The organism is Siphonobacter curvatus (genome assembly GCF_002943425.1).
GTDB classification, from domain to species: domain Bacteria; phylum Bacteroidota; class Bacteroidia; order Cytophagales; family Spirosomataceae; genus Siphonobacter; species Siphonobacter curvatus.
The window spans coordinates 1409290-1433292 of the sequence record NZ_PTRA01000001.1 but is presented as its reverse complement, the minus strand read 5'-3'; the positions used below and the strand labels follow the sequence as shown (position 1 = coordinate 1433292).

Sequence of the window (24003 nt, the reverse complement as noted above, 5' to 3'; positions counted from 1 at the left end):
TTTAAGCGTCTGAGCGTTCCAAGTAAAGCCGGTCGCCGCTCTGGAGCGTTCCGGGGTAAGTGAATTGTGAGTAGCTTTCCTGGTTTGGGTTTTGCGTCCGGGTGTCCACCAGTTGGCCGTTTATGTACGTTTTCACGGTAATGGGTACGGAATGATAGAAACCAAAACGCCAGGCGTTAGCGGCGGCTGGAGCCGGGAAATTCAAATCATTCTGCCAGTTCTGGTACCGATACCCGGAGCCTTGAGGTAAATACCAGGCGTTCCCCTTTTCTGGGTTTAGAGCTGTCTCTGAAACCAGGGTTTCAGCCGTGTAATTGGTCCGGTAGTGCCAATGGCCTGCGGGCACGTCCCAGGCGTAGTTTTGTGGGCTGTTATCGCAAACACCCCATTCGTCGGTATATGCCTGGGTATTCTTGCTCAAAAATTCAGCTTCTGCTAGAGCGTCCCCATCTCCTGGCGATTCGCCACCGTATTTGCCCGCCTCGATGGCCACCAGGGCCGGGCCTCCGTAGTAGCCATTGCCGCACGTAGTCCGGTTGTAGCTCGTTTTTCTGGAAATCGCCAGAGATGGGTACGGCGTCGAGCCCACAACGACGACCGGGGAAAAAATAGGCTTTTGGTAGTCTGGGTCGCCGGGTGTGTTAGGTTTGAGGGTTAGCGGCTTCACGTCCGTACCGTCGTCGGCGTAGGTTTTTCGGAGTCGGGTCGCGGCCATCTTGCCGGAACGTTTGCCCTGAGCATCGAGTACGTGGGTGTAGTTTTGACCTACCCAGACAGTCGGGCGAATGTCGGGTACATTGGCAGGCAACTGGCTGAAGTTTTGAACCTTCGATTGCTTGACAAACGAGAACGTACGCGACTGGAGAAAGACGTTGTCCTGGTGGTCCACTACTTCGCTGGTCGTTCGCCGTAAAGGCTCGTAGCCCTGATCGCTGACCAGGTAAATTTCTTCGGTCAGTATCAGCTCATCTAGGTAACGCAGCCAGGCGGCAGAATCTTTTTGAAAATAGCCGGTCGAAAAGGACAGTTCCCGCTCTCCTTCCGTCGATACTACCAGCATTTCGGGGAAGTCCAGGGGGTCGGAAGACTTCCGGGCCCGCTCGGCTGTAACCTGGCTAACCCGGAGCTTCTCGGTGGTTTCGCCGGTCAGCCGTAAGGTGTCCCAGCCACCCAGCGAATTGGAAAAGAGAATGAACCGCTCAAATGGCTGGTAGAGCTGCTCCAGATAATAAGTCCGGATTTCCGAAAGACATTCGTCGTTTTCGTTGGAAAGCCAGACGTCGTACCGCTCGCAATCGTCGGGTACGTTCAGAATCTTGGGACCAACTGGGCAAAGTACCACACCATACTGAGTCAGGCCCGACAGCTCGCTGACGGTTTGGGGCCGGGTGCTGCTGCCGTCGGAAAGGTGGAACGAAACGCGTAGCTTCAGCGTGGCCGGTACCGGAAAACAGTTAAGAACAAAGCTCAGATAAATTTCTTCGGTTGGGCTTACGGTTCGGCCATTGGGTTGCCAGGTCAAAAACTTGCGGGCCTGTGCCTGGTACTTGTTCCAGAAATCGTTTTGGTAGCCAGGCCAGTGTTCCAGAGAAATGCCCGCTTTTATAACCCACTGCGTTGGGCTGGTCTTATCGGAATCGACGCCACCCGTTACGATTTCACGTAATTTAAAAGGCATTGTCTGCGTAACAGAAAGCCGCATCGAGCGTTGACCGTATTCGGGTTTTAAAAGGCTCAGCTGGCCGTCCAGCTTCCCGTTTCGGTCGTTATACGAAAAGTCCGCTCCTTCGTAAAGGCTTACGCTTCCGTTTGTACCCACGGGCCGCTCCCTGCCCTCGCTTCGGTGCAACAAAACAAAATCCGGACTCAGGGGAAACGCCGGTACCAGAATTTCAAGAAAGTACTTTAAGCCGGTCCGGTTGGCCAGGCTTGGGTCTGCCGCGTCGATGGTGTAGGTAAGTTCGTTACGGCTAAATTTCAGGGGTAAAAAAACCATCCCTTGGGCTTGCAAATCAATCATGCGTCACGCGTTTTTTTCGTGAAATTGATCGGCTCAGCCGGGCCAGGAAAGGACGGGTAAAAAACGAAAGTTCCGACCACGTGGCCGGAACTTTTAGGCTCTCTTGGGCCTGAATTTAAACCGTACGCTCTGATACACCATTTGTGTTTTCAGAACGCAGCCCATAGGCCATTTTAGCTTTACCAGATCGGTGCCCAGATAAAAGAGAAACGTAAAGGGTAAGGCTAACAGACAAGCCAGGTAGAAAACAAAAAGGTCGCGGTAATACAGGGCTTTTCTCATTAGCAAAAAAGATCGTTAGCGGGCAGCGAAATGGTTAGTTTCACTTCATACCCCCAGGCAGCGTCTAACATTTGGTACTCGACGGGTTCGGCCTGGTACTGGTTTAAATCGAATAGACAGCGGTAATCTTTCGAGTCGTGAAAAAGTTGCTGTGCTATCTGAGTAGCGATAAATTCCGATAGGTCGTAGGCAGCGTCCTGGTCGTCGTAGTCGTTCAAATCCGCTTTCTCGAAAATGTATAAAATCGTCGAGAATCGAGCCCAAAGCGTACCGCTGTTGGCATCTGTGCCCTGATACTTGGGCCGAATGGCAAAAACGCAGGGGTAAACGTCCGTACTGACGCTGTCAGCCGTTAAACGGTCCATCCGGTTGCCATCCGACAGTTTAACGTATTTGACGCCATGCTGAGCCTCTAAAATGGGTTTTAAGTATTGCCAGAATCGTTTCGTAGGTGTCATTTTTTATTTTCGGCCTCCTTGCGTTTTTTCTCCTTGTACTCTTCGTCTTTTTTAAATTCTTCCAGGAACAAAAGAACCTCGTGAGCTCCTGCTTGGCGGGTTTCCTTCATGGTACCAAAAACGCCTTTTTCTGCGAGCAAGTGCTGATTTTTGATGAAGCCCTGGCCGGGGTATTCTTCCTCGCTGGCCACGTTGTCGATGGTTTCAGTCTCGTAAATTTCATAACTGACCATTAGCTCTTTCAACGAACCAACGAAATACACCAAAATGGGAATTTTCACGGAGAGCGGGACGGCCTGCCAGGCTTTTGCCCGGACGCCTGCCACGTGTTCGTTGTAGGGCTCCCGTTTATCGCCATTCCACTCTGGGTTTAGCTGGTAATTCTCCCCTGGCTGTTCGGGTCGGCAAATGGTGGCCAGTAACAGGTGTAGCCTGGTTTCGCCTGGCTCCAGTTGATCGGTAAAGGCCCGCAGGTGAATGTAAGCGTCGGTTAATTCGCCGTAGGTGGTTGTCTTCAAAAACGGCTCAGGCAAAAAGTGCTTTACCTGCTCGATTTCCACAAATTCGACCGGCTGCACGGTAAGCGATTCGGTCCACATCCAGGACAACCGACCAAAGAGAAAAGCCAGCATTTCGGAGTTGGTATCCTTGCGTTCTTCGCTGACTTTTGCCCCAAAATAGATCCTGCAAAATTTCGTCCACTCCTTCTTGGAATAGCCCAGCGTCAAGCGTAGAATATGGTGCTGGGTAAAGGTATTCTCTGGCTCGACAAACAACAGCCGGAGCAAGTCTGGCAAGAGGTCGGGGCGTACCTCTTGCCAGTTTTCGGGCAGTTGCTTGGCTTCACCGTTTAGGGTAAAGTCAATCATGGCTATTTGTTAAAAATTTCCCGTTCTGCTTTGGCCTTGTAATCGACCGTAAACTGAGCCACCAGGGCAGCGATGGCACCCGCCAGGGCGTAGGCTTTATCGGCCATAAAAAGAACGATTTCTGGTACGTTCACGCCCTGGGCCTGGATGGATAGTAGACTGGTAGAAATCACGGCCAGAATTACGCCCGCGTTCCGGATTATCCGGAATACTTTCGGGGTTGGAGCCTGTACCCGCTCCAGTAGGGAAATTTGGTCTTGTTCGCTAGAATTTGACATTATTTGAGTGAGGTTTTTACCTCGGTTTTTTCTTTCTTTTTTACGAAGGGTGTCACGTGGTTGGCGACCAGTTTTACGTCCCGCCATTTGCGACGCATCGGATGGTATACCCCTTCTTTCACATTGTTTCCTCTGGAATTGAAAGCGACGGTGTTAATCATGTCGTCGTCCTCAATGTCGCGGGGAATGGTCTGGTCGGCTATGGCCTCGATATGGCTCTGGAAAAGCCAGACGACGTCCATACGCCGGGGCGTTGCCTGGAAGCGTCCGGGTTGTCGGTGGTCGTAGATAACCTTGGATTTATCCGAGAACCAGCTCCGGACGGCAGCGGGGTTTTTCAGGTCGAAGTCGAGCCCTGCCTTTTTCGCTGTGAAGTACAAGCCGCTGGCACAATACGGGCTATTTAAAGGCACCTTAGCAAAGCGGTTGTACTCCTTGATTCGGGGGTGGTCGTTCCGGTTGGTTTTCTCACGTACCCAGGTTTCGGCTTTGGCAGAATCAAACCAGACTTGCCGCCAGCGTTCCTCCAGGTCGTCGTTTCTGGGTGGCTTGGGCTGTTTTACGCTTTGACTAAATGCGAAAGCCCCACAAGCAAGAATAAACCCAAAAGCAACAACACACTTGTTAGTACTCTCTGCCACGGTGTTAGCGTTTTAAACTCGGTTTGAAAATTGTTCCCTTTGCCAAACGGCAGGACATAACCCAGGACTACGGGCACAAAGACGCCCAGCAACACGAACACCGCGACAGTGTCCATTCCCAGAGAGTACTTTTCAAAAACGAGCTTTTGGATGGAATCCAGGCCATAGGGCCGGACCTGAGAGAACGGTTCAACTTTGGCGTTAATCGCCTCGATAACGTCCTTTAGGCCAAAGAATCGGGCGTACAAGTAGCCCAGAATACCGACAATTCCACCAAACCAGAGAAATGGCCTTGCTTTCTCAGGAACTGTAAAACCGGGTTTTTCTTCCAGTTCTTCAGCTTTGACCAGACCCAGCTCGACAGCCAGCCGGTTGGCTTCGGCGGTCACGTCAGCGGCCTGGGTTAACAGCATGAGCTTGGTCTGTTGGTCCGTAGCCTGGCCAGCTTCTGCTCGTAGGTTCTTGGCATCCTGGAGTAGTTCCTGGTGAATAGCGATTTGCCGGTTTCGCTCAGCGTCAGCGGCGGCGGCTTTTTCAGCGGCGATTTGTCCCTTTCGGACATTGATCGCATCGAGCTGGGCCTGTAGTTCTTGTTCTTCGGTTAGAATTTCCTGCATGGGAGTTTACAAAATTACGTGTGACGTATGGGTGTAATCGCTGGGCTCCGTGTCCGGGATTTCCTTTACGTGGGCTTGGTAATAGCCTGGGAAAAGGTTGGGGCTGGCCACGGTGTCCAGAATGGTTTTTAGTTGAGCCGTGTAGAGCTGGCCATCCTGGAAGAACTGCCTCCGAAGCGTGTCCAAGTCGCCACGTTCGGGGTCGCGTTCGTCGAAAATGCCATCTTTCGTACGCGGACTGGAAAAACTAGCCTGGTCAACCTGAAGCGGCAAAAACGGGAAGGCTTCATAGTAGGCCATTGGGGCAACGACCTTTTTTATGGCCTCCAGTGCCTGCTCTTCTTGAGGGTCCCAGACAGTGTCCGGATTTTGCCATTTCAACAGCAGAGCGGCAAAATCCGAAGGGGTAATAAGCGGGCGTATGTAGAGTTCTTCCGCTCGTGCGATATAGGGCACCAGCATGGAAAAGAACCGCCCGTTTCGTCCACCTCCCAAACTGACGTACGCGGCTAGTTCGTCGTATGAGCGGATGAAGTGTTTACGCCGCTGAGCGTACGCGGTGGATTCGGTCCAGGCGGCTGGCTTGAGGGCATCCAGCAACTCGAAAAAATCCTCCAGGTTTTCGTCGGCCTGCTTCTCGGCGGCTTCCAACGTGTCGATGTACTCCCATTTGGTAATAGCCACCGTATTGGGAGGGCTCGTTTTCATCAAACCCAGATCGCCCACCCGTACTTTCAGGTGTGGCAGGGCCAACACGTAGGCCGACCAGGTCAGGGCACTCTCAGCCAAAGCCCGCAGCTCGTAGGCATCGCTCTGGGTAGTGATTGTTTCCAGGTACCGGCAGACGGCCAGGCCCACCACACCCTTGAATTTTCGCTCAGCGGATTCCGCGTAGGGCTTCATGGTTTCCCACCCTAGCTTGGTTTGTACGGCCCCTAGACGGGCCTTTATGACGCTATCAGAAAGAAGCATTAGGCGGCGGGGTTTACAGTGGCCTTTTTCCCGTTCGGGTTTTCGTCCAGGTTGGTAATGAGTACGTCCTTGAAAGCCGGTACTACGTCCCGGTAGCCCATCGCCCGGAGGCTGTGGCGAATCGGCTCCAGCATCAGCTGGCGGGGTACCGGCGTGCGGTAATGCTGCTGGTAGTCGGCCATCACCCGGATTTGGCTTCCGGAGTCGTTGCCCTTGCCAGGGTTGACCCCTGCCAGCGTCGGCAGAATGCCCATACTATTGGCGATACTGACGTTTGACATTTCCCACACTTTGCTGTAGGCGTCGTCGCTCATTTCGTTTTTGAGCGGTATTACGTCGATGTTATCGAGCATTTTACCGTCCTGGCCACGCATATACTTGATGAGCATTGACTTGTTTACGTTATCTGTCCCGCTCATCCATTTACTCAGATTAACGCCGAAGGCGTCCCACCGCTGCCGTACCTTTTTTTGGTCCAGGTCGCGGTCGCCGTCCTTATCAAAATAGTCCTTGGGCATCCGAATGAGGTACTTGATGTTGTACCCATTTTTAAGGCCGCTTTTGTGAAACAAGGGAATAAGGTTCGCCAGCTCAATCCAGTCCAGGGCACACCACCAGGACGGATACGCGTAGAACGGATTGCCGGGAATGTCGGCTTTCGAGTGGTGCATGGTTACGGTCGCCGCCTGCACGGACTGGCGGGCATCGAACGCCTGAATTTTTTGGGTTTCCTTGTGATTGATAAACATACCTTCCCCGAAATAGGGGTTTGTATGATACTCGAAAACACCGTATTTATCAGGCTTGCCGATACGGGTCACAAAACAGTCAGAAACCTCCAGTTCGTAATATTCCCGGATCGGGTTCCAGATCATCCGGGTAAAACGGTTTGCGTTCTGTACAAACTGATTAATCGAGGCGATACAAAAGCCCTGAAGGTTGGTTTCTTCCATCCAATCCTCCAGCCGGTTGTCGGTAAACGGAACCATGTCGAGTTTGCCGTTTTCGGTAATCTGCTTTTTAAAGAACCCCAGCCCTGAGCCGTAAATCATGTCTCGCAGGGAGTCGAGCTGGCCGCGTACCTGATTGTTTTTCTGAATCACCCGGCTAATGGTGTTCGGCTGGTTATCAGCCACGCCCCAGCGGACGTGTGGAAGAGAGTCGTTAGTGGCCTGAAAAATGGAGCCAACGCCGAAGGAGGCATCCCGCCGCCCGGTTAGCTCCACCATTGCACCGCCGCCCCTGGCTTCCACCATGTACAGGTTTTCTGAAAATTGATACATTAAATTGTGTGGTCTATAATCATCCCATTGTATTCTACCATCAGGTCAATAAGGATTTCAAACGGGTGATTTTTTTCGTGATCGTGTAGCAAAAGCACGTGGTTTAAACTCACGTTTTGCCGAAATCCGGATTGTCCAGGTAATCGCTGGAGGCTTTTGGAAACCTTGGCTTTGTAGCCTTCTTCGCCCTCTTTTTTTCGATACTTGACGGAAAAGGTATGCACCTGGTCCCCGACAGTGTCCTGGTGGATTTCAGCAAAGACGGCCCTTCGCTTTATTACTTTTTGTGCCATTCTTTTTTTGCCAAAATTGGCGGGGCTACCAGCTGGCAGAAAGGACGGCTTTAGCGGCGGGTTTGGTTGTAGATAAGCCCACCGGCCAAGGCTCTCCAGAACCAGTTTTCCCAGGCTTTCGCTCGTTTTTTTCGGCGTTCTTCGTCGAGCTGTATCTGTGTTTTGGTCAGAGCGGTATTGAGCTGCTCGTTCTGTCTTTGCAGCTCTTCAATACGTACCAGTAGGCTGAGCTGCTGCTGTTGTCCCTGGGCGTACTGGTTTAGGAGGTTTGCATACCGGGCTTTGGTGAACTCGAAACGGTTCAGCGAGTCCAGAATGGCGTTAGCGTGGCGTACGAAATCCTGGACCACTTGGGTACTGTCGGAGGTAGTTAATGATTGCCCGCATAGATTCAAGCTCAGACATACGGCTAATGCTGTCACTAGCTGCCTTTTGCTTCTGGAGTAAAATCGTATCATTGGCTTGGGTTAACTGAGTTTGTAAAGTGGCAATAACGCCCGCGTATTTAACGGCCTCCAGGGCGGCGGACTTGGCGGCAGTTTCCCTGAGTAGTACCGTTCGTTCGTCCTGGCAGGCTTTCAGGGTAGCATCGTTTGAAAAGTACTTGATTCCGTAGCCCAGAGCTGCTGAAAAGATGGTTACGGCCACCTCAATGAGAAAGCGGCTTTTATTGCTTTTGATGAATTGCCAGATGGTGGGCAGGTAGTTGAGTGCTGATTTGATTAGGAGCTGAAACATGGCTCAAAAGTGGAGCCCCTACACTACACTGGATAGGACGAAAAAACGCCTGGCATTCAGTGACCAGGCGTTGGGGGTTTACTGGATTTCAGCGATTAGCTCCAGTATTTTCTCGTTGGCATTTTGGCATTCGTCCCAGTGGTGCGGGTTGTTGCTGTTAGCTTTGATAACTTCCGTTAACAGAGCAATTTTCAGAGCATTCACGCGGTTTCTACGTTCGATGTTTGGATAGTAGCCAGATCCTGGAATTCCTAGTAGCCTTCTCATTAGTTTCATTACTTCGAACGTTTACTTTCGATGAGAATTTTGATGAAGTAACCAATTAAGAAAATAATTAAGGCCACGATTGCGAAGGCGAAGCCACCCCAAAGCGGAGCCGTCACCCACCACCAGCTCCAGGTGATAACTTTTAAAAGTTTCAGCACTAGAAATACAAGAAAGAGAAGACCAAAGAAGCCGACGCCTTGAGCTTGTGAACTACTTTCAGATTTTGCCATGGAAAAAGTTGTGTTTTGATTCGTTGCAAAACTCAGCTCTTTGCCTGGCCGCTGATAGGACGAAAAAACGCCCGGCTGTTAAAGAGCCGGGCGTTCGATTTTATAGGTATTGCTGCTTGCTAAAAATGTCTAAGCTCAGTTTCTGGCACACTAGTTCGCAGAGCTACCATTATTTTGCCCGTTATTTCCGTATGGCTGGCTTTTACCTTAAAACTATTCCCTCCTTTTAGTGTAATTGTTGACTGGGAACCATTTAGGTACTGATAACTAGCAATGGAACCTAATTCTATATGCAGTGGATTTTTATCCGCTGTGCCATCCACTGCATCAAACAATAAAAATTTCATAAGCGAAATGTGAGAGTTAAAAATGGATTACATCAAATAATTTAATCAGAGGCCGTAAATTACTAGCAAATACTGTAAAATTACAACGCCGGTCTACATTTTTCTCAGTTTCAAAGAGCTGGCCGGTGGCGTGCTTTTCTTTCAAATACCTGACCACGTCTAGCGTAGAGTTCACTTTCTTTCCTGTCTTCTCATCCAAATGCGTGGCGTATCGGTTAGGTGCGTATTCTGGATAAAAAGGGAAACACTTAACTATTTATATATTGTTACAAACAAAAATACAAACTATTGGTTATGAGCAACGAAGATTTTAATAAAATACTTGCTATTGGCAGTAATTTAAGTCCTCTCGAATTTTCCGAAGATACTTTCTATGAAACCTTAGAACTCTTAGAAAAAAAATTCTCATATCCAAAGATAACATTCAACAACTGTATTTTTAAAAGGGATTTTAAATTATCAAGGTGCAATTTCAATACAATTCTTATATTTAAAGAATGTGTATTCGAAGAGCAATTCATTACAATTGACTGCAACTTTAATGACCCAACTCATATTTTAGACTCAAAACCGTACTCAATCTCTTTCTTAGATTGCAAAAATATAAATTCCATAAAAATGAAGGGAGTCATAGAAGGAGATCCCAAATTACGTATTAGAAAAAGCTTTTTATTATTTAGAGGAATCAATATTGAAAATTGCAATGTCGATTTTATAGAAATCACAGACGCATTTATTCCTAGATTTGGCTTAGACATCACAAAAAGCAAAATACAAAAACGCATTCTAATAGGAAACGTTAATAGTGAAATAAAATTTTCAGAAACAGATTTTGAAGACAATGTAAATATTTCATCTTCATTAATAACAAAGTTACATATACTATCAAGCTCCATAAAGAAAAATTTATTTACAGAACAATGTGTAATAACCGATCGCCTTTCAATAGTTAGAAGCAAAATAATGGAAGATGGAAAAATATCTTTACTTAATCTAAATAGAGAAGAAAATTTCCTATCAGCTTCTTTCACGATCAATCATAGCACCTTCGCTAACTTTACTATATCTAAAAACTTATTTCTATTGATCAAAAATTGGGAAAAACTCTCTACTTGGCAAGGATTTAAAAAATACGATTACATTGAACTGAAAGAGTTAAATATAAGCAAATGCAATATAGAAGAAAGCATATATATACATGGGATGACTTTTTCTGATATATTATTTAAAATAAATAAAATTGAAATTCAATCATCCCCTAACCTCAAAGGTCAGCTAAACTTATCATATTTACGCTGTAATAGTGTCTCTATAAATGGGGATAACTTATCATGTTATTTTCTATTAAGGAACATACAATTCAGTACACTAGAATTAAATAGCTTTTTCAATTTCAATAAATTCCAAATTATTGCCTGCCAACCCTTACTTGATAGTGAGGTTAGAATAATCAATTCTTCATTAGGCCAAACGCAATTTTTCAGCTTAAACTTCGCTCTACTAAAACATGTAAAAATAGTAAACAGTATAATAAATGAAATCATTGCAATAAATGTTACTTGGTTTAAAAAAGAACAATTAATTACTGATTACAATACCATAGATGAAGAGTTTAAAAATAAAAGAGAAGTATACAGACAATTGAAGTACGCCTCCGAAAAACAATTAGACAGAATACAATCCTTAAAATTCCTAGAACTTGAAATGGAAAATTTTAAGAATGAATTAGAATGCTCAGAATCAAATTTAGAAGATAAAATAATAATGTTCTCAAATTCCCTTAACAACTATGGACAAAGCTGGATAAAACCATGCATATATATACTATGTTTAACATTAATTTTTTGGTTTTTAATCATTATTACAGGCTATTACAACTTCAATATAAGCTATATATTCAGTAAATTAGACAAAAACTCAATAGAAAGAAACTTTGGCAATAATTTTAAAAATTACATCACAATGTTAAATCCACTTTATAAATTAGATATATTTAAAAACAATTTCGAAAATGGGATTCTAGTTAATATTATAGAATTCTTCCACAAAGGTCTTCTTTCTTTTTTTCTATTTCAAGCAATTACAGCTTTCCGGAAATTCGTAAAACAATAAATAGATATTTACTTATACTCTTTCAATCTTTTTTATTAAAAGATTGAAAGAGTGGATTCGTTTTTACCGTAATTTTTCAACCAGTTGTTTACTGCCCGGTCGTAGTTTAAATGGCAATACTGGCACATGGCCTTTAGGTTGTGAAACCTGTTATTTTGCCGATTTCGGTCCAAGTGGGAAACGGTTAGTACTACCCGAACCATTCCCACTTTTTTAACCGCCTTCCAGTAACCCAACCCCTCCAGGCGTAGGAGCTGGTACTGGAGTATTTCGCAGCCGGTAGCGTCTCGGTAGGTTCCTTTCTGCCTGCCCTTTCCACGTACTACAAATCGATCATTTTTTACACCGCAGATCTCGCAGCAATTACCCGCCCGTTTTCGTACCAGTCGCGTAATGAGCGTCCATTTCCTGTGGTACTTTTCAGGCTCGAAGGGCATTAGACGTTTTTCGTTAGGGTGTCGTCTGCCTTGGCAATCATAACCTCCCCTTCGAGTAGACTTTCAGCATAGCTCAGGGATTGCTCCAGAGCGTCAATGTTCTGACATCTTACCAGTTTTAGCCCCAATTTTTGCATTATGTCACGAGCCAAATACAACGGCTTGCGAGCTTCCGGGTCTAAGCCTGTCAAAACCTTATTGAGTCGGTTTTGGGCTTCCTCCTGAACTCTCGTTTTAAACCCACTATCAGCTATCAACTGCATAGCTACCATGTAATTGAGATAAGCCACCAGGGCTTTTTCTTTTGCGTTGGCTTGAATCAGTTCGGAAACCATTGAGATATGTATTTATCAAGTGAAAAAAGGAAATCGAGTACAACGAAAAACGAGCATAACAGGGCGGCAGGGAGCCAAATCGACAGGCCCAAGGTTATGCCTACCATACGGGTAATTAGGTTCATAGCTTGCCCTCGTTTATTAACTCTGCTGTTTGAAAAATCCGCTTAATCAGGTAGCCGGATGCAACCGAAACGGCCAGAGCCAGTAGGATAAAAAGGAATGTCTGCATTTGCTGAAGGCAGCCCCACCCAACCGAGCGGGGCATAGGTTAATTAAAAGGGAAGGTCTTCCGTTTGGTTTTCTTCAGTCTTCAGCGTGAAGCCCGTCTCTGGCTCTTGGCCAGCTTCCGCCTGCACACGAGTACGGTCGATTTTAGTGATACGATAGACCTGTAAACGGGTCATTACTCCACTGCGTCCGTCCTTCTCCCATTTGAAGCCATTCAAACGAAAGGAAGCCTCCAACGTTTCGTCTTTCTTGAGTTCATTAACTAGGCTAACGTTATCGTTTCTTAGCTCAAATTCGCAAGGATTCGGGCGGCTTGGATCGTCTGACAAGTTGATCCAAAAAACGCGACTTTTATAGCCCTTATCTGACGTTATAATTTTACCGGCTCCTAAGAATTGACCTACTACTGAGTTGTTGTTTGAAATCATGTTTTTAAAGAATTGAATGGAAATAAAAAATTGAGATTATGAAGGATTTGAAACATTTACTTTTTCAACTGCCTGGAATTGGCCTTTTTCAATAGCATTCTCGACTTCGGCGTATTTAAAAACGTGATTGGTACGAGATTCTAACCAGACCATTTCCAAGTGCGTATACGGTCCAAAACCGCCCGTACGCCATCGGTAGAGAGCAAGCCAAGTGTTTCCTTTCGGGTCTTCCCAGAGGCTGTACTGCTCGATTTGAGTTTGTGTTTTTCCTGGATTGTCCATTTTAGTGTTTTCTAAAAAAATGCTGTTGTCTTCTGACCACACGACCACACGAACAAAAACTACTAGCAATCAGACATTTAAGTGTTTTACCGTGTGGTTTTCGTGTGGTTCACCAAAACCACAAAAACCACATTTACCACACAAAACCACACGAAAACCACACATATATTTATATATTATATTGATTATTAGATAGTTATAGTATAGTGTGGTGTGTGGTCAGGATTTTGCAGTTTTTTTCAGTGGGAATTTTACTTTTTTCTACGTTCGTTTTGCCATTAAGTCTAGGCCGTACCGCTCCTGTAGTCTGGTGTAAGTCATTACACATGAATGATTTACCTTGTCTTTCAGCTTTTGCTCTTCCGGGTTGTCGGGGTCACGAAAACGGATACCTTTGAAAATTTCCTCTCTTGGTGCAGGCGTTTCAAACTGTATGATTTCTTCCTCGATAGCGTCCTTTGTTGGTGCCGGTTGTTGATATTGGAAATAATACTGTTGCTTGAAACTTGTATAAATCGAAGAAAAACGGAACATTACATTTGGCCCATCAAACCGGAAATGCACACCCTCGTAGATTTTGTTATTGTCGTAGAGCCACTGAATCATTTCAACAAATTCAGAGAGGGCCGATTTCTCGCTCAAAATCCGATGTTGGAATATGATTTGTTGGTAGGCAATCTGAGCAAAGGCATCTAATACGTCCGGTTCGTCGCATTCTTCCATGCCTAAATCAATTTTCCCGTTTACCTTAAGTATATAAGCAACCGTTAGTAATTGCGTTACGTTGTTGAAGTTTCGCTCATAGATTTCACCACCTGGGAAAAGGCTTTTAAACTTGCGTAACAGCGTGTTATATGCCTTTGAGTACTCGGCCTTAATTAGCTCCCGATGGTGCAATAATTCAACCGAAATCCCAGCTAAACCGCCTTTGCCTAAGTCCTGGAGTATCTCCCAGTTTTTACGCTGGTCTTCGGTCTTCTTTTTATTGTTATTAATCATAAAAAGACACCGCTCAAGGAAGGGTTGGTACTTCGGCATATGGTTGGCCGTGAGCATAATCATTGACTTAACATCAATACTTTCAAAGTCGAGTTTTCCCCTGGCATTATCCGGTGTACGCATCCGGCCAATGTTGTCATACGAAGCCTGGAACATTCCCTGAAACTTACTGTCGTCCGTCATTTCGTCGAACTGTACCAGACCGTTGGAGACGATGGAAAGCATTTTAGGAACCACCGCGTCGGTGTTGTCGGCCTTCAGGTTGATTTCGGGTTGTTCGCGTCCGAAAAGGTTGGTTAGCGACCGCAGAACCGAACTTTTACCCGTACCGGCCACACCGTAGACATATAAAAGCGGAGCTATCTTTTTATGAGCCAGGGCAATGTCCCGAAAGAGGGACGTCAGGTAGAAACAGACGGGTAAAAAAGCGTTGTCCCAGAGGTAGGCTTTTACGTACAGCTCGTACCATTGGTTAAATGATATAGGCGGCGGCGTGAGAATAAAACGGTCGTCCAGATCATCGTTCAAACTGGGCAATACGACGTGTTTCCCATTCGTGTGAATGATGTTATTTTCGTCTGGTTCAATGATTTGACCATTGAACGCCTTGTTAGAGAAAAAGTAGGTATTGCTTTGCTCATGGTAGCCGAAACGAATCACCTTGACAGCCTTCTTAACGCCCCATTTCTGGAAATTATAGGTACGTATCAGCTTCAGCTCAGCTTTGCCCGCATTCAGGGCCAGACCACGACTGGCTATGGCTTCATCAAACGAATCCGGAGATAAAAATTCCTTGTTGGTCAGTTCCAGCGTGAAATTTTGGTCGGTGTGCAACTGCTGAAATTCAATAATCCAAGATACGTTTTCCTGCTCGTCTTCCGTAACGTAACGTAGAAAGAAGAAATAGCCATCGCAACACGTTACCAGGGTTTTCCCAGATCGTACGAGAATGGTCATTTCGTCCTGGTCGTAGAATACGGAAGAAAGGGCCGTCGATATGCGGCGGGGCCGTTCCTTGACAACGAGTTGGGGCTTCTCTCCTGCTGGCTGGTCGTCCTGCTTTTCGTCCTCTGTAGCGGCTTCTGTCGCGTTTTCGCCATCTGCTTTGGCTTTCTTTCCTTTGCCCAGGGTAATGTCCAGGCCATAGTCCTGGCAAATGCTGAAAAACTTAGCTGGATTTGTAAAACGGGATTTCTCCAGGGCGTTGTCGAATTTGGCGTCTGTCTCCTTTTCGTCGTAGCTCGGATTCTGTTTACTAACCCGGTGAAAGAGTTCCCGGCCCTCTTCACCCAGGGTAGACATACTGAAGGCAATGAGTAACCATTCCTTGCCGTAGTCGGTCGTAATGTCTAACCCGTTGGCCTCGATAACCTCTACTAGAGCCCGGATTTGTTTGAGGTTGGCTTTAGTCGTGGAACGTTTTTTATTTTCCGTGGAAACTAAATTTTTAGTTTTTTCCTTTGGGGGTTTCAGCCCTCTGTATTTCCATACCTGGGACCCCTCGTTGTAGTACAGATCGGGATCATGCGAAAGGTAACAAGCCCTTGAAATATCCGAGCCGGAACTATCAGGCTTCAGGTTATACTCACGTTGGAAATAAAAACTCAGGTCATTGAAATAATCCTTATGCTCATTTGCGGTTTCTATGGCCACCAGAACCTTTAAGCCGGTGCCGCTGGGAGATACGAAGATCATCCGGGCGTAAGGGTCTTGTTCGAGCTGGATTTTAGTCTCGTACAAGTTCTCGACGTCGTCCAGGTCGATAACCATTAGCCCGCTCCGCTCTTGGCAGTGGTCAGCCTGCCGGTACGGGTGGAAAGTACCGCCTGGCGTAACGTAGTCGATAGTTTTCTTAATCTCCTTCTGATTTTTTTCGATTTGCTCAGCCTGGAGTCTTAATACGACTACTTTGTAACGGTCGCTAGTGATTAGGGCGGCTAGATCGGCTAGAGTAATATTACTCGTTGGAAATCGGTTAGTAATCCCGCCCTGGTAAAAAGAGAAATTCATAGATAATTGCGGTAATGGCGGGCTTAGTGCCAGGATTGAAGAAACGGGTTACGGGCGTCGAGTTCCAGTTGTACGTCGCTAAGGATTCGTATAAACAGATCCAGCTCTTTAGCCTGGTAATCCATCAAGGGCTTAGGCTGCTGCTGGTAGTGAGCTATTCTCTCATTGAGTGTAGTTTTCCCAGCCTCCAGGTCTGAAAAACTAATGATTCCAACCCAGCCAGACTGTACCAGCGTTTTAATGGCTGAAAAGGTCATATTTTAACTGTGATTTGGGTTTCGTTCAATTCAACACTCCAGCTACCGACTGCTACGATGTAGCGGGTTTTGTGTCCGTTGCCGGTGGTGTCAGCGGATGAAGCGTGTTTTACAATTCCGCTAAAATTTTGATTATTAAGGCAAATAGTTACCTGTTCGCCGGGAAGGGCGACAAAGAGGGGAAAAGGCATTTTCTTGATGTTTGGAGGGGTAAAACTTAATTCTTTCGGTAAATGTCCTCACGATTTTTCCGGTAGACGTAAGGCAGGACAACCAGCAAAACAATTAAACTGGTTAGGTAGAAAGCCGGGCTCATTTTAAAGGGGCTTTAGAGTCGCTTCGCATAGACAAAAGCCACAACGCCAGAATGATAAGTACATCGTACTGTTCCATTGGCTAAGCTTTTGCAGCTTTTTGCTTGTAGCGTTCGTAGTACTTGGTAATGTACTCGTCCATAAAATCCTCTTGAGCTGGTGTAGGCTCAACAGTTCCGTTGATACGCAAGCCCCATGAGTCATTGCTACCGGGCTTATAGTGAAATTCCTTGTTGAAAAGCCGAATAATCTCGGATTTTCCAGCGGGTTTGATGGTCCCATCAAACCATAATTTGCGAAGTTGCTCCATACGAGTCATGGTACTAATTTCAATCATAACAGAATTAACGTATTATTGTATACGTAATAGATTTTTGGTTGAATTTGCCTTTCGGTTTCTTTTCGGCTAGATTTCGGATTGAGATATATTGTAGGCTGCAAGTTTCTATTTCTAGCAGAATCTGCATAGGACAACAAAACCACTATTTTTCATAGTCTAGCCTTTACACATGTAAACTGCTTAGTAGTCAGAAGAAGTTGTCGTTCACTTGACTCCTGCATCGTAGAAACCGTCTGGATTGAGACGATGAAATGAGCCTGAGTTTGGTTAGCCCACATGTTTGTAAATTTTATAATAAATCCACCTTTTCCATGAGCAAAGAACTAATTAAGTTGAAAATCAAAGAGTTACTTTCAGAAAGAAATTCTATTCTTCTGCCTAAATTTCTTGATGAACCAGAATTCAAGGATTTAGCTACAGGCAATCAGACATGGTATTTACTTACCAAAAAGGGAGAAGAAAGTAATATTCAAATTTTGGCAAATGTTAGTGTTGATTGTATTGATGCCTTTAATGAGCTACGGCATTCACAGGAAATTGCAATAGGCCCTACTACAGAGTTTTTTTCCGCTATTGAAGGATACACTAACCGATTACCTATAGCTACCAAAATTCAGGTTTATAAAACGCCGCATTGGATGCCTAGCCTTGTTGTGAAGGGAAAACACTTTTAGTATAATCTTATACACCTATACTACCACTTCCCTACACATTTGACCGCTCATTTACTCAGAACTTGACTTTTCGGTCTCTTTTCACTTATATTTCGTTTAGATTTCGGTTCAAATGTATTAGTAAACTATATATTAATGCAAGTATTGATTAATATATTTTTATCAATACCAAATAATCGAATTAAAAATACTTGATAATCAACAACATACATAATGACACCAAATGTATAATAAGTAATATTTTACTATAACTTATTATACATTCAACCAAAATTACTTATGTCAACGATTAACGAAAGGTTTGCTCAGTTAATTAAGGCATTGAAGATGAATAACAATTCATTTGCCAAAAGCCTTGGCAGAACTAACACTTCAATTGCAAACATTGTAGACCGCGGCAGTAAGCCTGGTTTCGAGTTATTAGAAGAAATATTTGAAGCCTACCCAGAAGTAAACCCAATATGGCTTATGCGTGGGACAGGTGAAATGTTTCAGGCAATGACTAAGGTTGCCGCCGATGGTGGAGCTGATGTAGAGAAAGAGCTACGCGACAAGATCAAGTTACAAAGCGAAATGATTAACGATTTGCGATATACTGTAGAACTTCAAAAGCGTTTGCTGAATAACGGTGATTTGGGAAAGCCTAAGGGTACTGTAATTGACCGATTGCCAGAAGGGTTTCCTTTTTTTTTGGGCCTTCTCACTGGCAATTCTACAGGCACCCCTGTTAGTCTATTGGGCTAACTTGGTCACCATCAGTCATTTCAATCAAAGAAGCAGAGACCCTCACCCTCTGCAACGCTTAATTAAGTACTTGAAATTGACCAAACCAGCCCCTAAGAGCTGGTTTTTTTATGCCATTACCTCTCTGAACTTCAGCTCAAAACACCTTTACCGGAACTTTTACTGGCACCCTGAAAGGCTCATTGGCACCCCCTCCCGGTTTCCATTGGCACCCTGAAACGGCCTACTTGATCTCTCCTTCTTATCATTCATCATTACATTGTGAATGGCCTCACCGGGCGTTCACAAGCATGAAGTACACACGCATGGAAATATCCTTTTTCCGCCACACTTCAAAAACTCCCGGTTATTCAACCTTATACTGTCAAATATCTATGGATAACCACACCCTGGAGATCGGGACAACAGGTATTAAAATCCTGTCTACCCATTGGAACGGTCACACGGTCAGTAAAGAAGATCCACTAAGCCAACTTAAAAACGAAAAGCTGCTACTTATCAGAACCAAGCTAACGGCCATTTGCAACGATTTCTACCGAAAGAGTCAGTCCTTTAATGGGCAGCACATCAAGCACGCCTACTCAAAACAGAACTATACTTTTCTGGGTGCAGTAGGAAGGTTGACAGTAAAACCAACGTTTCTTTTTTGTAGTAATACTACATACACCTAAATAAAAGATTGATCATCGCAATATTGCGATGATCAATCTTTTATTTAACTTTGCCTTATGGGAGTTACAAAAACAGAGCGTTTCACTGCTGAACAAAACCGGATTGCTGATCTGGCCAAAGCCTTTTCACATCCCGCACGTGTAGCCATCCTGCAAATGCTGGCGGCTAAAAAAACGTGTGTTTGTGGGGATTTAGTCGATGAATTGAACTTGGCTCAAGCTACCGTATCCCAGCATCTTAAGGAACTCAAACGCATCGGCATTATTCAGGGAGAAATCAACCCGCCCCGCGTCTGCTATTGCATTAACCCAGCGGTCTGGCAGGAGGCTAAACAAGTCTTTGGCAGTTTATTAGAAACCATTACGGAGATTTCCTGCTGCAACTAGTGCAGCTTTTTTTTGAACGTTCTGATCGTAATAATACAATAAACCAATGAACACTATGGTAAATCAAACCAGTCCCATGACTTGGCAGGTGTTTAAAAGCACACTGGAAGCCAACCCAGCCTTATACCTGGCTTTTGAATATCAACAGGGGCAACACGTGGATGCTTCGTTTCACATTACGGAAATTAAGCAAGCTCCTATTGTATCGGTTGATTGTGGGGGACAGATGAACAGCTGGACGGAAGTCATTGTGCAGCTCTGGGAACCACCCGTCAAGGAGGCAAAGCGTTCCATGACGGTAAGTAAAGCCCTCAAGATTGTAAAGCTCGTTGAGAAGTCCTTACCTCTGAATCCTTTAGCCGTGGTTAAAATTGAGTTTGGAAATTCCAAGTTCGATACTCGCCAAATGTATCCTAGTGCGTTTTCTGCTACCTCGGATGATTTTATCGTTCACCTTGTGCCTGACTATACCCAATGCAAAGCCCTGAATCGCAATGAAGCTTGTGGCGTAACGGCATCGGATTCGGCGTGCAGTACCCCCGCTACCGAAAAACCAGCGTTAAAAATCGTAGCCGAAGGAACTACCTGTAAACCCGGTTCTGGCTGTTGTTAACCATTCTTTCCTATGAAAAAGATTTTAGTATTATGTACGGGCAATTCAGCACGCAGCCAACTGGCCGAAGGCTATCTACAGCACTTTGCCGGAAACCGGGCTCAGGTATACAGTGCCGGAGTAGATCCGAAAGGAGTGAACCCGGTTGCTATTCAGGTAATGGCTGAAGATGGAATTGATATTTCGCATCACACGTCTAATCATGCCGACGAATATACCGGAATGGCTTTTGACTATGTCATCACGGTTTGCGATAATGCCCGGGAACAATGCCCTTATTTTCCGTCCGCCGGGCAAATGATTCATCAAAGCTTTTCTGATCCGGGCCACACGGAAGGCGAAGACCTGGTAACTTCTTTTCGCCGGGTACGTGATGAAATTAAAGCGTATAGTCAGGCCTTCGTTGAAAAGAACTTGGCCTAAGGTACCCAAGCTTTAGTAAAGATAGAATGATAAACGTAGAACAACCACAGCCCGAAAAGCGGCTTTCTTTTCTTGACCGTTATTTGACGCTCTGGATTTTTCTGGCGATGTTCATAGGGGTATTACTAGGCTACTTTTTCCCGGATGCCCCTGCGTTCGTTAATCAGTTTAATTCCGGGTCAACGAATATCCCTTTAGCTATTGGTTTGATCCTGATGATGTACCCGCCACTGGCAAAAGTTCGCTATCGGGAACTACCACTGGTTTTTGAAAACACCCGGGTTTTGCTTTTATCGCTGGTACAAAACTGGATTATTGGACCGGTATTAATGTTTGGGTTGGCAGTCGCGTTTCTAGCTGATAAACCCGAATACATGACAGGCTTAATCATGATCGGCATTGCCCGTTGTATTGCAATGGTCATCGTTTGGAACGATCTGGCCGGGGGAGATCGCGTGTATGCCGCTGGGTTGGTAGCTTTTAACAGTATTTTTCAAGTACTCTTTTATTCAGTCTATGCGTATGTATTCGTAACCTTGCTGCCCTCTTTATTCGGGCTACAAGGCTTTGAAGTAGATATAACCATTGGTGAAGTAGCTCAGAGCGTCTTTGTCTACCTAGGTATTCCTTTCCTTTTGGGTATTCTCTCCAGAGAAGTATTAAGCCGGGTGTTTAGTCAGGACTGGTATGAAACGAAGTTCCTACCTGCCATTAGCCCGCTTACTTTGATTGCGTTATTGTTTACGATTGTGGTGATGTTTAGCCTGAAAGGGCAGTTGATTGTAAGCATTCCTTTGGACGTGGTACGCATTGCTATGCCGCTTACGGTCTACTTTGCCATCATGTTTTTTTCAGCCTTCTACCTATCTAAAAGAGCCGGAGCTGGGTATTCAAAATCGACCTCGCTAGCATTTACGGCAGCAGGTAATAACTTTGAATTAGGCATTGCCGTAGCCATTGCCGTTTTCGGCATCAATTCAGGAGCCGCCTTCGCTGCAGTAATTGGTCCTTTGATCGAGGTACCCGTGTTAATTTTGATGGTAGAGTTTGCTCGTAAGCAGCAAGCTACATTTGATTGAATTTTAAAGATAGATATAAGTGAAACTACCACACACAACCCTTCTTTTTACCCCAAGAATCTAGAAATGACGCGATTCTCTTGGTACATTATTACTCCTACCTTTCATCGCTCCAGTACGCGTAGGTGACTCAGGAGTACCCACCGCTTTTCTTTCCGCTTCTGCCAAAAAAAAGCTCCGCCCGGTTTCTTTCTTTGCTAATTAGCTATATGTTTGCTAAACTGAATATATGCTACTTATGACTGCTCCCAATTGTCCTCGCTGTGATTCGTCGAATGTTACCAAATCGGGTATAATCAAAGATCGGCAACGGTACCATTGCAAGGCCTGTCAGTACCACTTTACGGTCGATAAACTGGGAAAGGGCATCAGTACATACTATGTAATCAAGGCGTTACAGTTGTATATCGAAGGTGTAAGCTACCGCGAAATCGAACGATTGCTGGGGGTGAGTCACGTATCGGTTATGAACTGGGTGAAGAAATATCAGATCAAAATTCCCAAGAATTCAGAGTACCGCCCTACCTATAAAATTCTGAATCACAAGGAAATAGCTGAATATTTTGCCAATCGGGAGAACCTGCGGAGTTCCGGCGTTATTGTCACCGAACTCGGCGATAAATTCATGGTCATTCGCTGGGAACGCTTTAAAGATTAATTCTCTTCTTACTCCCTTCTCTTACCTATGCTGCTTTAGCAAAAACTATTTTTTTCCACTTTCCTGCTAGTAATTTCCGCTGATTTACCCGAACTATACAAAATAAACTCGGCATAATCCCATTTATGTAATCAATGTAAAAAGGGATGTATGATTCCAACCCGGGTCAAAGTCTTTTATTTTCAGTGCCTCTCCTCTAAACCTATTTTATTGCTTATGCCTGAGACCCTTGCTCCCGCTTCGGTCACCAGTCCGCGTACGTTGCGAAGCGTCATTGCGGCCTCCTCGGTTGGTACGTTGATCGAGTGGTACGATTTCTATATTTTCGGTAGCCTGTCGGCTATTATCTCGACCCAATTTTTTCCTAAAGACAACCCTACGGCGGCTTTGCTCTCGGCTTTAGCAGTTTTCGCGGCGGGCTTTATCGTGCGTCCATTCGGGGCCTTGGTTTTCGGACGTCTGGGCGACATCGTAGGCCGGAAATATACCTTCATGGTAACCCTGCTGCTCATGGGTGGTTCTACGTTTCTGATCGGCTTGATTCCGGGTTACGAAAGCTGGGGGATGCTTTCACCCCTGCTGGTACTACTCTTACGACTGATTCAGGGTCTGGCTCTGGGCGGAGAGTACGGCGGTGCGGCTACCTACGTGGCTGAATACGCTCCGCCAGAACGACGGGGTTACTTCACCAGCTGGATTCAGACGACGGCCACGCTGGGCCTTTTCTTATCGCTGGCGGTCATTGTGGCTACCCGAAAAATATTGGGCGTCGAGGATTTTGAAAGTTGGGGTTGGCGAATTCCTTTTCTCGTTTCGATTGTCCTTGTGGGGACATCAGTCTTTATTCGACTGAAAATGAACGAGTCACCCGTTTTTTCTAAACTTAAAACGGAAGGAAAAGTCTCCAAAAATCCCCTGGCGGAATCCTTTGGCAAACGTGAAAACCTGAAAATGGTGCTGCTGGCTTTACTCGGGGCTACGGCAGGTCAGGGCGTGGTTTGGTATACGGGACAGTTTTACGCCTTGTCGTTTATTCAGAAAGTCGGTCACGTGGACTTTGAGCAATCCAGCGAAATTGTGGCGATTGCTCTGGCTCTGGCCACGGGCGGCTTTGTCCTCTTCGGCTGGCTCTCGGATCGCTGGGGGCGAAAGGTCATCATTCTCGGCGGTATGGCACTGGCCGTTCTCACCTACCGTCCGCTGTACCAGCAAATGTATGCCTTAACGGATGTATCCACGAAAACCGAAGTTTCTACCCAAACCTCAATTCAAAATCAGTCTACTACGCAGGTGACTTCTTATACGGATGGTTCTCAGGTACAAAAAATTTCCGTAAACAATTCGCAAGGAACGGAGGTCAAATACGTACTGAGTTTGGGAAACACGGGGTACTGGACGATGGTACTCCTGATCTGGATTCAAGTATTGTACGTGACGATGGTGTACGGCCCCATTGCTGCTTTTCTGGTGGAAATGTTCCCTACCCGTATTCGCTATACGTCAATGTCCTTACCGTACCACATCGGGAATGGCATCTTTGGGGGCCTGACTCCTTTTCTAGCCGTGGCGTTAGTTGAAAAAGCCACTGCCAATCAGGAATCGCAGCCCTATCTGGCGGGACTCTGGTATCCCATACTAGTTGCCGCCATTTGTTTTATTATTGGATTTATTTATCTATCTTCAAGAAATCGTATCCACGAATAATTCTCTAAAA

30 protein-coding genes are annotated in these 24003 nt (G+C 45.6%); 9 read left to right on the top strand and 21 right to left on the bottom strand.

From position 1 onward, the window contains the following. Position 1 precedes the first annotated feature (1 nt). From C5O19_RS05760 to C5O19_RS05690, 15 genes are all read right to left on the bottom strand, one after another. Complete coding sequence (locus C5O19_RS05760) at positions 2–2020, bottom strand: DUF5977 domain-containing protein (protein ID WP_104710447.1); 2019 nt, start codon at positions 2018–2020, stop codon at positions 2–4. A 93-nt stretch (positions 2021–2113) separates the two neighbouring features. Beyond that, on the bottom strand, positions 2114–2302 hold the full coding sequence (locus tag C5O19_RS05755; protein WP_104710445.1) for a hypothetical protein: 189 nt from the start codon (positions 2300–2302) through the stop codon (positions 2114–2116). Beyond that, positions 2302–2760 carry a hypothetical protein gene (locus tag C5O19_RS05750; protein WP_104710442.1) on the bottom strand — a complete coding sequence of 153 codons (459 nt, stop codon included), beginning with the start codon at positions 2758–2760 and terminating at the stop codon, positions 2302–2304. Before C5O19_RS05750 ends, C5O19_RS05755 begins: the two co-directional genes overlap by 1 nt. After that, on the bottom strand, positions 2757–3629 hold the full coding sequence (locus C5O19_RS05745) for a hypothetical protein (RefSeq protein WP_104710440.1): 873 nt from the start codon (positions 3627–3629) through the stop codon (positions 2757–2759). The genes C5O19_RS05750 and C5O19_RS05745 overlap by 4 nt, the downstream gene beginning before the upstream one ends. Before the next feature lie 2 nt (positions 3630–3631). After that, a complete protein-coding gene (locus C5O19_RS05740) occupies positions 3632–3907 on the bottom strand; it encodes a hypothetical protein (protein WP_104710438.1) in 276 nt (91 codons plus the stop codon). Next, the gene (locus C5O19_RS25850; RefSeq protein ID WP_133163309.1) at positions 3907–4548 is read right to left on the bottom strand and encodes a hypothetical protein; all 642 of its coding nucleotides are present in this window, start codon (positions 4546–4548) and stop codon (positions 3907–3909) included. The genes C5O19_RS05740 and C5O19_RS25850 overlap by 1 nt, the downstream gene beginning before the upstream one ends. After that, the gene (locus C5O19_RS05730) at positions 4467–5165 is read right to left on the bottom strand and encodes a hypothetical protein (RefSeq protein WP_104710435.1); all 699 of its coding nucleotides are present in this window, start codon (positions 5163–5165) and stop codon (positions 4467–4469) included. The genes C5O19_RS25850 and C5O19_RS05730 overlap by 82 nt, the downstream gene beginning before the upstream one ends. 6 nt (positions 5166–5171) lie before the next feature. After that, complete coding sequence (locus C5O19_RS05725; RefSeq protein WP_104710433.1) at positions 5172–6137, bottom strand: DUF6712 family protein; 966 nt, start codon at positions 6135–6137, stop codon at positions 5172–5174. After that, positions 6137–7420 (bottom strand): hypothetical protein, encoded by a 1284-nt coding sequence (locus C5O19_RS05720; protein ID WP_104710431.1) that lies wholly within the window; start codon positions 7418–7420, stop codon positions 6137–6139. Before C5O19_RS05720 ends, C5O19_RS05725 begins: the two co-directional genes overlap by 1 nt. Then, complete coding sequence (locus C5O19_RS05715) at positions 7420–7713, bottom strand: hypothetical protein (protein WP_104710429.1); 294 nt, start codon at positions 7711–7713, stop codon at positions 7420–7422. The genes C5O19_RS05720 and C5O19_RS05715 overlap by 1 nt, the downstream gene beginning before the upstream one ends. Before the next feature lie 50 nt (positions 7714–7763). Then, positions 7764–8063, bottom strand: coding sequence for a hypothetical protein (locus tag C5O19_RS05710; protein WP_104710427.1), 300 nt, complete (start codon positions 8061–8063; stop codon positions 7764–7766). Next, positions 8035–8451 (bottom strand): hypothetical protein, encoded by a 417-nt coding sequence (locus C5O19_RS05705; RefSeq protein ID WP_104710425.1) that lies wholly within the window; start codon positions 8449–8451, stop codon positions 8035–8037. The genes C5O19_RS05710 and C5O19_RS05705 overlap by 29 nt, the downstream gene beginning before the upstream one ends. 78 nt (positions 8452–8529) lie before the next feature. Beyond that, positions 8530–8655 carry a hypothetical protein gene (locus C5O19_RS26350; protein ID WP_262509716.1) on the bottom strand — a complete coding sequence of 42 codons (126 nt, stop codon included), beginning with the start codon at positions 8653–8655 and terminating at the stop codon, positions 8530–8532. Positions 8656–8726: 71 nt separating this feature from the next. Next, the gene (locus C5O19_RS05695; RefSeq protein WP_104710422.1) at positions 8727–8948 is read right to left on the bottom strand and encodes a hypothetical protein; all 222 of its coding nucleotides are present in this window, start codon (positions 8946–8948) and stop codon (positions 8727–8729) included. Between the two features lie 119 nt (positions 8949–9067). Further along, positions 9068–9295 (bottom strand): hypothetical protein, encoded by a 228-nt coding sequence (locus tag C5O19_RS05690; protein ID WP_104710420.1) that lies wholly within the window; start codon positions 9293–9295, stop codon positions 9068–9070. Positions 9296–9589: 294 nt separating this feature from the next. On the opposite strand from C5O19_RS05690, the gene C5O19_RS05685 reads away from it, so the two are divergent. Next, the gene (locus C5O19_RS05685; protein WP_104710418.1) at positions 9590–11407 is read left to right on the top strand and encodes a hypothetical protein; all 1818 of its coding nucleotides are present in this window, start codon (positions 9590–9592) and stop codon (positions 11405–11407) included. A 436-nt stretch (positions 11408–11843) separates the two neighbouring features. Here the strand turns inward: C5O19_RS05685 and C5O19_RS05675 are convergent, their stop codons facing one another. From C5O19_RS05675 to C5O19_RS05645, 6 genes are all read right to left on the bottom strand, one after another. Beyond that, positions 11844–12179, bottom strand: coding sequence for a hypothetical protein (locus C5O19_RS05675; RefSeq protein WP_104710414.1), 336 nt, complete (start codon positions 12177–12179; stop codon positions 11844–11846). Positions 12180–12454: 275 nt separating this feature from the next. Further along, a complete protein-coding gene (locus C5O19_RS05670; RefSeq protein WP_104710412.1) occupies positions 12455–12838 on the bottom strand; it encodes a DUF3127 domain-containing protein in 384 nt (127 codons plus the stop codon). 36 nt (positions 12839–12874) lie between these two features. Next, positions 12875–13189, bottom strand: a complete 315-nt coding sequence (locus C5O19_RS05665; protein WP_165795942.1) for a hypothetical protein — start codon at positions 13187–13189, stop codon at positions 12875–12877. A gap of 192 nt (positions 13190–13381) precedes the next feature. Next, positions 13382–16129 (bottom strand): BT4734/BF3469 family protein, encoded by a 2748-nt coding sequence (locus C5O19_RS05660; RefSeq protein ID WP_104710409.1) that lies wholly within the window; start codon positions 16127–16129, stop codon positions 13382–13384. Between the two features lie 23 nt (positions 16130–16152). Next, positions 16153–16386, bottom strand: a complete 234-nt coding sequence (locus C5O19_RS05655) for a hypothetical protein (RefSeq protein ID WP_104710407.1) — start codon at positions 16384–16386, stop codon at positions 16153–16155. Positions 16387–16782: 396 nt separating this feature from the next. Then, positions 16783–17037, bottom strand: coding sequence for a hypothetical protein (locus C5O19_RS05645; RefSeq protein WP_104710402.1), 255 nt, complete (start codon positions 17035–17037; stop codon positions 16783–16785). A gap of 314 nt (positions 17038–17351) precedes the next feature. Between C5O19_RS05645 and C5O19_RS05640 the strand changes: the two genes are divergently transcribed. The 8 genes from C5O19_RS05640 (at position 17352) to C5O19_RS05600 (ending at position 23993) form a co-directional block, all read left to right on the top strand. Further along, a complete protein-coding gene (locus C5O19_RS05640; RefSeq protein WP_133163307.1) occupies positions 17352–17714 on the top strand; it encodes a hypothetical protein in 363 nt (120 codons plus the stop codon). Positions 17715–17993: 279 nt separating this feature from the next. Beyond that, on the top strand, positions 17994–18458 hold the full coding sequence (locus C5O19_RS05635) for a hypothetical protein (RefSeq protein WP_104710397.1): 465 nt from the start codon (positions 17994–17996) through the stop codon (positions 18456–18458). A 728-nt stretch (positions 18459–19186) separates the two neighbouring features. Further along, positions 19187–19516 (top strand): ArsR/SmtB family transcription factor, encoded by a 330-nt coding sequence (locus tag C5O19_RS05625; protein WP_104710393.1) that lies wholly within the window; start codon positions 19187–19189, stop codon positions 19514–19516. A gap of 46 nt (positions 19517–19562) precedes the next feature. Beyond that, positions 19563–20129, top strand: coding sequence for a DUF6428 family protein (locus C5O19_RS05620; protein WP_165795941.1), 567 nt, complete (start codon positions 19563–19565; stop codon positions 20127–20129). Positions 20130–20141: 12 nt separating this feature from the next. Continuing rightward, positions 20142–20552: an arsenate reductase ArsC gene (locus C5O19_RS05615; protein ID WP_104710389.1), complete on the top strand. Its 411-nt coding sequence runs from the start codon at positions 20142–20144 to the stop codon at positions 20550–20552. A gap of 26 nt (positions 20553–20578) precedes the next feature. Then, the gene (gene arsB / locus C5O19_RS05610; RefSeq protein WP_104710387.1) at positions 20579–21631 is read left to right on the top strand and encodes an ACR3 family arsenite efflux transporter; all 1053 of its coding nucleotides are present in this window, start codon (positions 20579–20581) and stop codon (positions 21629–21631) included. Positions 21632–21860: 229 nt separating this feature from the next. Continuing rightward, positions 21861–22289 carry an IS1/IS1595 family N-terminal zinc-binding domain-containing protein gene (locus C5O19_RS05605; RefSeq protein ID WP_108724057.1) on the top strand — a complete coding sequence of 143 codons (429 nt, stop codon included), beginning with the start codon at positions 21861–21863 and terminating at the stop codon, positions 22287–22289. A 216-nt stretch (positions 22290–22505) separates the two neighbouring features. After that, positions 22506–23993 carry an MFS transporter gene (locus C5O19_RS05600; RefSeq protein WP_104710384.1) on the top strand — a complete coding sequence of 496 codons (1488 nt, stop codon included), beginning with the start codon at positions 22506–22508 and terminating at the stop codon, positions 23991–23993. The last annotated feature ends 10 nt before the right edge of the window (positions 23994–24003 follow it).

Excerpts from the sequence above, each read along its gene's own strand:
- C5O19_RS05760 (WP_104710447.1), bottom strand. The coding sequence starts at position 2,020 with ATGATTGATTTGCAAGCCCAAGGGATGGTTTTTTTACCCCTGAAATTT.
- C5O19_RS05755 (WP_104710445.1), bottom strand. The coding sequence starts at position 2,302 with ATGAGAAAAGCCCTGTATTACCGCGACCTTTTTGTTTTCTACCTGGCT.
- C5O19_RS05750 (WP_104710442.1), bottom strand. The coding sequence starts at position 2,760 with ATGACACCTACGAAACGATTCTGGCAATACTTAAAACCCATTTTAGAG.
- C5O19_RS05745 (WP_104710440.1), bottom strand. The coding sequence starts at position 3,629 with ATGATTGACTTTACCCTAAACGGTGAAGCCAAGCAACTGCCCGAAAAC.
- C5O19_RS05740 (WP_104710438.1), bottom strand. The coding sequence starts at position 3,907 with ATGTCAAATTCTAGCGAACAAGACCAAATTTCCCTACTGGAGCGGGTA.
- C5O19_RS05730 (WP_104710435.1), bottom strand. The coding sequence starts at position 5,165 with ATGCAGGAAATTCTAACCGAAGAACAAGAACTACAGGCCCAGCTCGAT.
- C5O19_RS05725 (WP_104710433.1), bottom strand. The coding sequence starts at position 6,137 with ATGCTTCTTTCTGATAGCGTCATAAAGGCCCGTCTAGGGGCCGTACAA.
- C5O19_RS05720 (WP_104710431.1), bottom strand. The coding sequence starts at position 7,420 with ATGTATCAATTTTCAGAAAACCTGTACATGGTGGAAGCCAGGGGCGGC.
- C5O19_RS05715 (WP_104710429.1), bottom strand. The coding sequence starts at position 7,713 with ATGGCACAAAAAGTAATAAAGCGAAGGGCCGTCTTTGCTGAAATCCAC.
- C5O19_RS05705 (WP_104710425.1), bottom strand. The coding sequence starts at position 8,451 with ATGTTTCAGCTCCTAATCAAATCAGCACTCAACTACCTGCCCACCATC.
- C5O19_RS05695 (WP_104710422.1), bottom strand. The coding sequence starts at position 8,948 with ATGGCAAAATCTGAAAGTAGTTCACAAGCTCAAGGCGTCGGCTTCTTT.
- C5O19_RS05690 (WP_104710420.1), bottom strand. The coding sequence starts at position 9,295 with ATGAAATTTTTATTGTTTGATGCAGTGGATGGCACAGCGGATAAAAAT.
- C5O19_RS05685 (WP_104710418.1), top strand. The coding sequence starts at position 9,590 with ATGAGCAACGAAGATTTTAATAAAATACTTGCTATTGGCAGTAATTTA.
- C5O19_RS05675 (WP_104710414.1), bottom strand. The coding sequence starts at position 12,179 with ATGGTTTCCGAACTGATTCAAGCCAACGCAAAAGAAAAAGCCCTGGTG.
- C5O19_RS05670 (WP_104710412.1), bottom strand. The coding sequence starts at position 12,838 with ATGATTTCAAACAACAACTCAGTAGTAGGTCAATTCTTAGGAGCCGGT.
- C5O19_RS05660 (WP_104710409.1), bottom strand. The coding sequence starts at position 16,129 with ATGAATTTCTCTTTTTACCAGGGCGGGATTACTAACCGATTTCCAACG.
- C5O19_RS05655 (WP_104710407.1), bottom strand. The coding sequence starts at position 16,386 with ATGACCTTTTCAGCCATTAAAACGCTGGTACAGTCTGGCTGGGTTGGA.
- C5O19_RS05645 (WP_104710402.1), bottom strand. The coding sequence starts at position 17,037 with ATGATTGAAATTAGTACCATGACTCGTATGGAGCAACTTCGCAAATTA.
- C5O19_RS05640 (WP_133163307.1), top strand. The coding sequence starts at position 17,352 with ATGAGCAAAGAACTAATTAAGTTGAAAATCAAAGAGTTACTTTCAGAA.
- C5O19_RS05635 (WP_104710397.1), top strand. The coding sequence starts at position 17,994 with ATGTCAACGATTAACGAAAGGTTTGCTCAGTTAATTAAGGCATTGAAG.
- C5O19_RS05625 (WP_104710393.1), top strand. The coding sequence starts at position 19,187 with ATGGGAGTTACAAAAACAGAGCGTTTCACTGCTGAACAAAACCGGATT.
- C5O19_RS05620 (WP_165795941.1), top strand. The coding sequence starts at position 19,563 with ATGAACACTATGGTAAATCAAACCAGTCCCATGACTTGGCAGGTGTTT.
- C5O19_RS05615 (WP_104710389.1), top strand. The coding sequence starts at position 20,142 with ATGAAAAAGATTTTAGTATTATGTACGGGCAATTCAGCACGCAGCCAA.
- arsB (WP_104710387.1), top strand. The coding sequence starts at position 20,579 with ATGATAAACGTAGAACAACCACAGCCCGAAAAGCGGCTTTCTTTTCTT.
- C5O19_RS05605 (WP_108724057.1), top strand. The coding sequence starts at position 21,861 with ATGCTACTTATGACTGCTCCCAATTGTCCTCGCTGTGATTCGTCGAAT.
- C5O19_RS05600 (WP_104710384.1), top strand. The coding sequence starts at position 22,506 with ATGCCTGAGACCCTTGCTCCCGCTTCGGTCACCAGTCCGCGTACGTTG.